At 60.8% G+C, this 4,832-nt stretch carries 3 protein-coding genes and 2 pseudogenes; 1 reads left to right on the forward strand and 4 read right to left on the reverse strand.

Going from position 1 to position 4,832, the window contains the following annotated elements; translation table 11 throughout:
* Positions 1-158: pseudogene (locus BN4348_RS62080) on the forward strand (IS3 family transposase); the annotation flags it as partial.
* Between the two features lie 249 nt (positions 159-407).
* On the opposite strand, the gene BN4348_RS59105 reads toward BN4348_RS62080, so the two are convergent.
* The 4 genes and pseudogenes from BN4348_RS59105 to BN4348_RS60930 form a co-directional block, all read right to left on the reverse strand.
* Positions 408-1,532 carry a hypothetical protein gene (locus tag BN4348_RS59105; protein WP_142308840.1) on the reverse strand — a complete coding sequence of 375 codons (1,125 nt, stop codon included), beginning with the start codon at positions 1,530-1,532 and terminating at the stop codon, positions 408-410.
* Positions 1,533-1,706: 174 nt separating this feature from the next.
* Positions 1,707-2,930 carry a hypothetical protein gene (locus BN4348_RS59830; RefSeq protein ID WP_142308841.1) on the reverse strand — a complete coding sequence of 408 codons (1,224 nt, stop codon included), beginning with the start codon at positions 2,928-2,930 and terminating at the stop codon, positions 1,707-1,709.
* An 845-nt stretch (positions 2,931-3,775) separates the two neighbouring features.
* A complete protein-coding gene (locus tag BN4348_RS59115) occupies positions 3,776-4,297 on the reverse strand; it encodes a helicase C-terminal domain-containing protein (protein ID WP_066917782.1) in 522 nt (173 codons plus the stop codon).
* 250 nt (positions 4,298-4,547) lie between these two features.
* Positions 4,548-4,832, reverse strand: a pseudogene (locus tag BN4348_RS60930) (hypothetical protein); the annotation flags it as partial.

The following is a 4,832-nucleotide window of genomic DNA, read 5'->3' on the forward strand; positions in this document are numbered from 1 at the left end:
ACCGCCGCCGCTGGGACACCCGCGAGCAGCTGCGCATCGCGATTGTCACCTGGATCGAACGCACCTACCACCGCCGACGCCGGCAAGTGAGTCTTGGCCGGTTGACGCCCATCGAATTCGAAGCAATCATGGCCACACCGGCCCATCAGGCCGCGTAACCGAAACTGTCACCTATCCGTGCAGCAGACCCATCAGCGTGTTCCTGGCGGGGTATCTATTTCCGACGCGGGATGCTGATTACCGAGCCGCCAGCCAGTGAGCACAGTGAGCATCTACACGTTGTCTCGGCACTACCAGTGGAGGGGCAGGGGATCGTTGACCCACGGCGAACTCGACATGGCGCGATTGGTCAGCCAAACGAACGGACCGTCGCTGCGACCGTTCGCTTCGTTCATTGGCTTGGCTGGCTAGGTTGGGTACGCATCAACTGAGTAGTTCTCACTGGGGTACAAGCCCTGACCCGTAACAGTCTTGACGTCGACGCTGGCATTTATCCGCGACAGGAGCGATCGGGGCACCAAGCCCCACTCCTCGTAGCCCGGGTATGGCCCGTAGAGTCTCCCAAGGCGTTTTGCCGCAGTTCTAGCCCAGTCGGTGAAGTACTTGGACTTAGTTGTCGCTCCACTGGCGGCGACGCGAACGAGGCCTGCAAGGGCTGTTATGTAAGCGGTCGTCAGAAGGAGACGCCGATGGCGGTCGGACGTTCGCTCGGCGCCGGACCCCAGTTCTGCTAGTACCCCGCGATCCGCCTCCGCTGCAAGGAACGCTTCGCCACGGTTCAGCATGTAGATCAGTGACGCAGGGTTCCATCCATAAGAATTGGAGCCATTCCATTGCGCGACGAATGCGTTCTGCGGCAAGGCGATGGCCAGATTACCTACTGCGGACATGGAGTGCAGAGCGACGTGCAGCTGATCCCCTGTAGCCGGCATCGAGGTGATTCGGCTAGTGAACTCTCCACTGATGACCGTTGCCAGACGGTGTTGCCGCGTGTCCCATGACGTGCGTTTGTCCCCCACCGTCAGCCGATCGACCAGCATCTTAACGGCTGTCGTCGCGGATTGCTCAAAGGTTGTGTCGCGTTTCTGCCCGCCCACCTCGACGGTCGTGTTGCGATCGTCCAACGCTCGCACGTACTGCGGCAGCTGAACCAGGTCCACCGGTTCAGACCACTCAAGATCGACGGTGGTCATTGCGATGACGCCGAATGGGTGTAGGTGGCACTCCAGTCGTGACTTTGTCGCCTCGATGTCTGTTACCCCCATCGCCCCGCGGTATCTCAGGGGTACGCCGTGCCTGCGTAGGTCGCCCGGGTTGTCGATAGGCTGCTCTCTCAGCGTTCGTTCAGCGTTCGTTTCCCAGAACGCCAGGTCCACTTCCAGGCCCTGGCTTGAGTCGAATGGCAGCATCACTTCCAGGTCGCATACCGGTGACAGGTTAAGAAGCCGGTTGTTGAACTCGTCCGGCCCACCGATCTGCTGAAGTTGGTCGTGTGTCCGGCCTGCTACACGCGAGACGCGCACACGAGTCACGCGAATGGGGCATGACATAGTGACGTGCTCCTTGGTAATCTGAACGTGGGTCGGATTAGGTTGCTGATTGTATCGGCTTCCCCGATCACTCTTCGGTACACCGAAGGGCCCAGTGGCGCTACGTGGCCCACTGGGGCACCACCCCGGCGCCGGCACATAGATTATGTGGCGGCGCTAGGTGTTGGGGTCGTTTTTATAGTCCAGTATGTCTTGCTCTTTCTCGGCCTGCAGCTGCTGTTGGAAGGCCGCGGGTTTGGCAATCATACCGTCGACCGTTGCGAATCTGATGTCGTTCCGAAAATCGGGGTTCGCCCGAATCGTTTCGACGACATTTGCGAGATTGCCGGTGTCAATTACAGTCTGCAAGGATTTTGAGTAATTTATCTGTGGTGTGAGGACAGGGGCTTTCCAGTCTGTGTGGACCAGGAGTCCTCGTTGGCCCTCAGGTGTCTTGTAGGTTTTTCGCGGGATCGCACTTCCCGCTTTGGCTGCAGCCTCGAGCACCTCGAATGGCGAACTGCTGTCGTTTACCACCGCCACTCTGCGTCGGTGCTCGTGGACGATTACGCGGCCCGCAATGTAGCCGATAACCCCGGTAGCCACGCTGATAATGAAGATATCGCTCAAGGTGTAGGTGTCGAACAAGTTGGAGAAACCCAAGGCGGCATAGATTGGCGCTGCCGTACATGACACCGCCGCTGCGCCGAGAAGCCACAGCTTGTTGTCCAAAATCTGCTTGCCGACAGACCCTGTCTGTAGGCCGATTCTGAGCCGATCTTTCCCCAAAACTGACAGGAGCGCCCACACCGCCAACAAGCCCGGAATGATCAGCACGGAACTGAGTCCGATGACACCTGGTAGAACATCTGTCGCGAGCGCCACCTCTAGATCTCTGGATGCTGTGACAGCATATGGTTCGCCGACGCCCGGCTGCCGCGCCGCCGACGTGGTTACCACCACGGCGGTCGTACCGCGCCGTACGGGCGGTCGCGCATTGACCTGGATTTGCACTAATTTCGACTGGCGCGCATCCACCTGTAGATCATTCAATTGTGATCCGACGCTTGCTGATCCGCCGTCCTTGTCCTGTACGGCGAGACGCACTTCATTTCGGCCGGCAGTCGCTCGCACCGAGACCGTGATGGGCACGTCAGAGGAATTGCCGATGATCGCGACCAAACTGGCTGGCGATGAATCAGTCAGCCGTGAGTTCCCAGCCAAAGTAAGTGATAGCGCGGGCTGCGCGTCCACCAAGTCGATTGTCGCAAGCGCAACGGTCGAGCCGGATGCAGACTGCCCACTCACCCGGATTACCAGCCCCGCAGGCCTGCGATCCGGCAGTCCGTGCGCGGTGATCGTCACCAACATTGATGAGTGTCCGTTGAGGGTGGGGATCATTGCGGGTTCGATATTGGTCGTTATGCCCGCAGGACTGTCGCATTCGATCGTGATGGCCTGAACGGGACCGGCACCAGAGTTAGCGACTCGGACCGCAAACGGTGAGTCACCTTCAAATGCTCCCCCTGATGCGGCCGTGACCTGTAATTCACCCGGACACGCAAAGGCCGGGACGGCGGACAAGGTGATTAGTACAAACGCGATAGCGGTTCCGGCGAAAAGGGATGACAACCGCGAACCGATTCGACCAAGCTGCCACGCGTGACGATTAGTACTAGTGTCGGAGGTCGACCGGTGCGACTTCTGGCTGGTTGTCACGCCGCCGCTCCAATCGCACTCGGCTCCCGGATCATAACTGCATAGATCTTGCTTCATAGCAGATGATCGGACAACGGTCCGCCAAAAAGGACGGCTCAAGCGTGGCGAGTTCTGCATGGTAGCGATCTGACGATGGGGCGTTGTGTTAAGGCCGGATTGGCTGTCGCAAGTACACCGGGAGGGCTTAGGTTCGACATCGGGGCATCACACGTGTAATTTCGACGAGCCCCAGTGCGCGATGTTGTCGAGGTCGTGCCTTGACCGAGACACGTGCTCTGCTAGCCGCGAGCCATCTCCTGGCGTCGCGCGTAGCGGTCCAGCACGTGATCCGGCCCGCTAAAGAGGGTCTTCACCGCTGAAGCGAATTCCGCTAGATGGTCGGCGCCTGTTCCTAGTTCGACCGCAAGCACCACTCCGAAAGCTGCTGCTATGGCTGGCGCGGTCGGCCAAAGGTGCGAGATCACTGTCTGCGAAGGCCCGGCAAGTAGCGGTGCAATCCCGAATCCATGACGGTTACCCGTGTGTACTCATAGGCCTAAGTCGTAGCCGACGTCCCTACCTTGGCTGCAGTCGATGTGCTGGTCGACTGTGCGGCCGTCGGTGATGTTGATTCCTCGGCCGGCGCCGCGCCATTGCTCATAGGCAATGCGTCTCTGCCGGATAGCGTCAGAGCGCCGACGAAGAAGGCTACGGACAGGCTCGGGTAGGAGTGAAGCGTCAGCGTCTTGTGCTATCTGGTGAGCGGTGTGGACTTGCTCGTCGCGGTTGGCGATGAGGGTGCGGGCCCGCTGTGCGGCTTCTTTGGCGGTGCCGCGCCGCAGGATGCGGACACCGTCGGATTTGCTGTGCTCGTTTTCGCCGGCGATCCGCTCGTGCAGGTAGGCGGTGTTGGTGTCGCGGCCGCGGGTCATGGCGACGTAGAGCAGTGCACGGCTGGTGTTTTCGCCGAGCACGGCGTGGGTGGTGTCGGCTGTGACTCCTTGTGCGGAGTGCACGGTGATGGCGTAGCCGTAGGTGATGTGCTCGCGCAGGTAGTCCCCGGTGAACACGGCGCGAGCGCCGTCGGTTAGCTTTCGCGCCGGCAGTCAAGGCGTGGGGTAGGCAGTGTTGATCGCCCGGGGTGCCAACCTCGGTTGTCGCCCGATAAACGGTTGGGTCGTGAGGTCGGCTGGGCCGTGATGGTCGGCAGGCTGATTAGTCGCCGTGGGGCGGCAGGCTTTCGTGTGCGCCGTAGAGCGGCCCAGCGCGAGCGGGCGGCAAGCTAAGTTGCGCCGTCGTGCGGCATAGCCGGAACAGCCGTCACCGCTCGCGACTGAGCCTTCCTCGACGATAGCGCTGTTCATCGAAAGGTTGTTGGGTTCGAAGCAGTCGATACGCCAGTCGGCAGGCGTGGCGGGCCAACGCGACACGGGCCTGTATGGGAGCCATACCCCGAGCTCGGAGTTCAGCGTCGCGGCCGGCAAAGGAGGGCGATTGTTGGGAAAGTCCCCAGGCGATGCCCATCAGGGCGTCACGATGCTCGGCCAAGCCCTGGCGGGAGATGCGCCCACGCCGGTTCAGCGTGGCCGACTGGTAGAGCGCAGG

Origin of the sequence: Mycobacterium interjectum (genome assembly GCF_900078675.2) — a bacterium.
GTDB classification, from domain to species: Bacteria; Actinomycetota; Actinomycetes; order Mycobacteriales; family Mycobacteriaceae; genus Mycobacterium; species Mycobacterium interjectum.

Coding starts and splice junctions, on each gene's coding strand:
- BN4348_RS59830 (WP_142308841.1), bottom strand. CDS start 2,930: ATGATCCCCACCCTCAACGGACACTCATCAATGTTGGTGACGATCACC.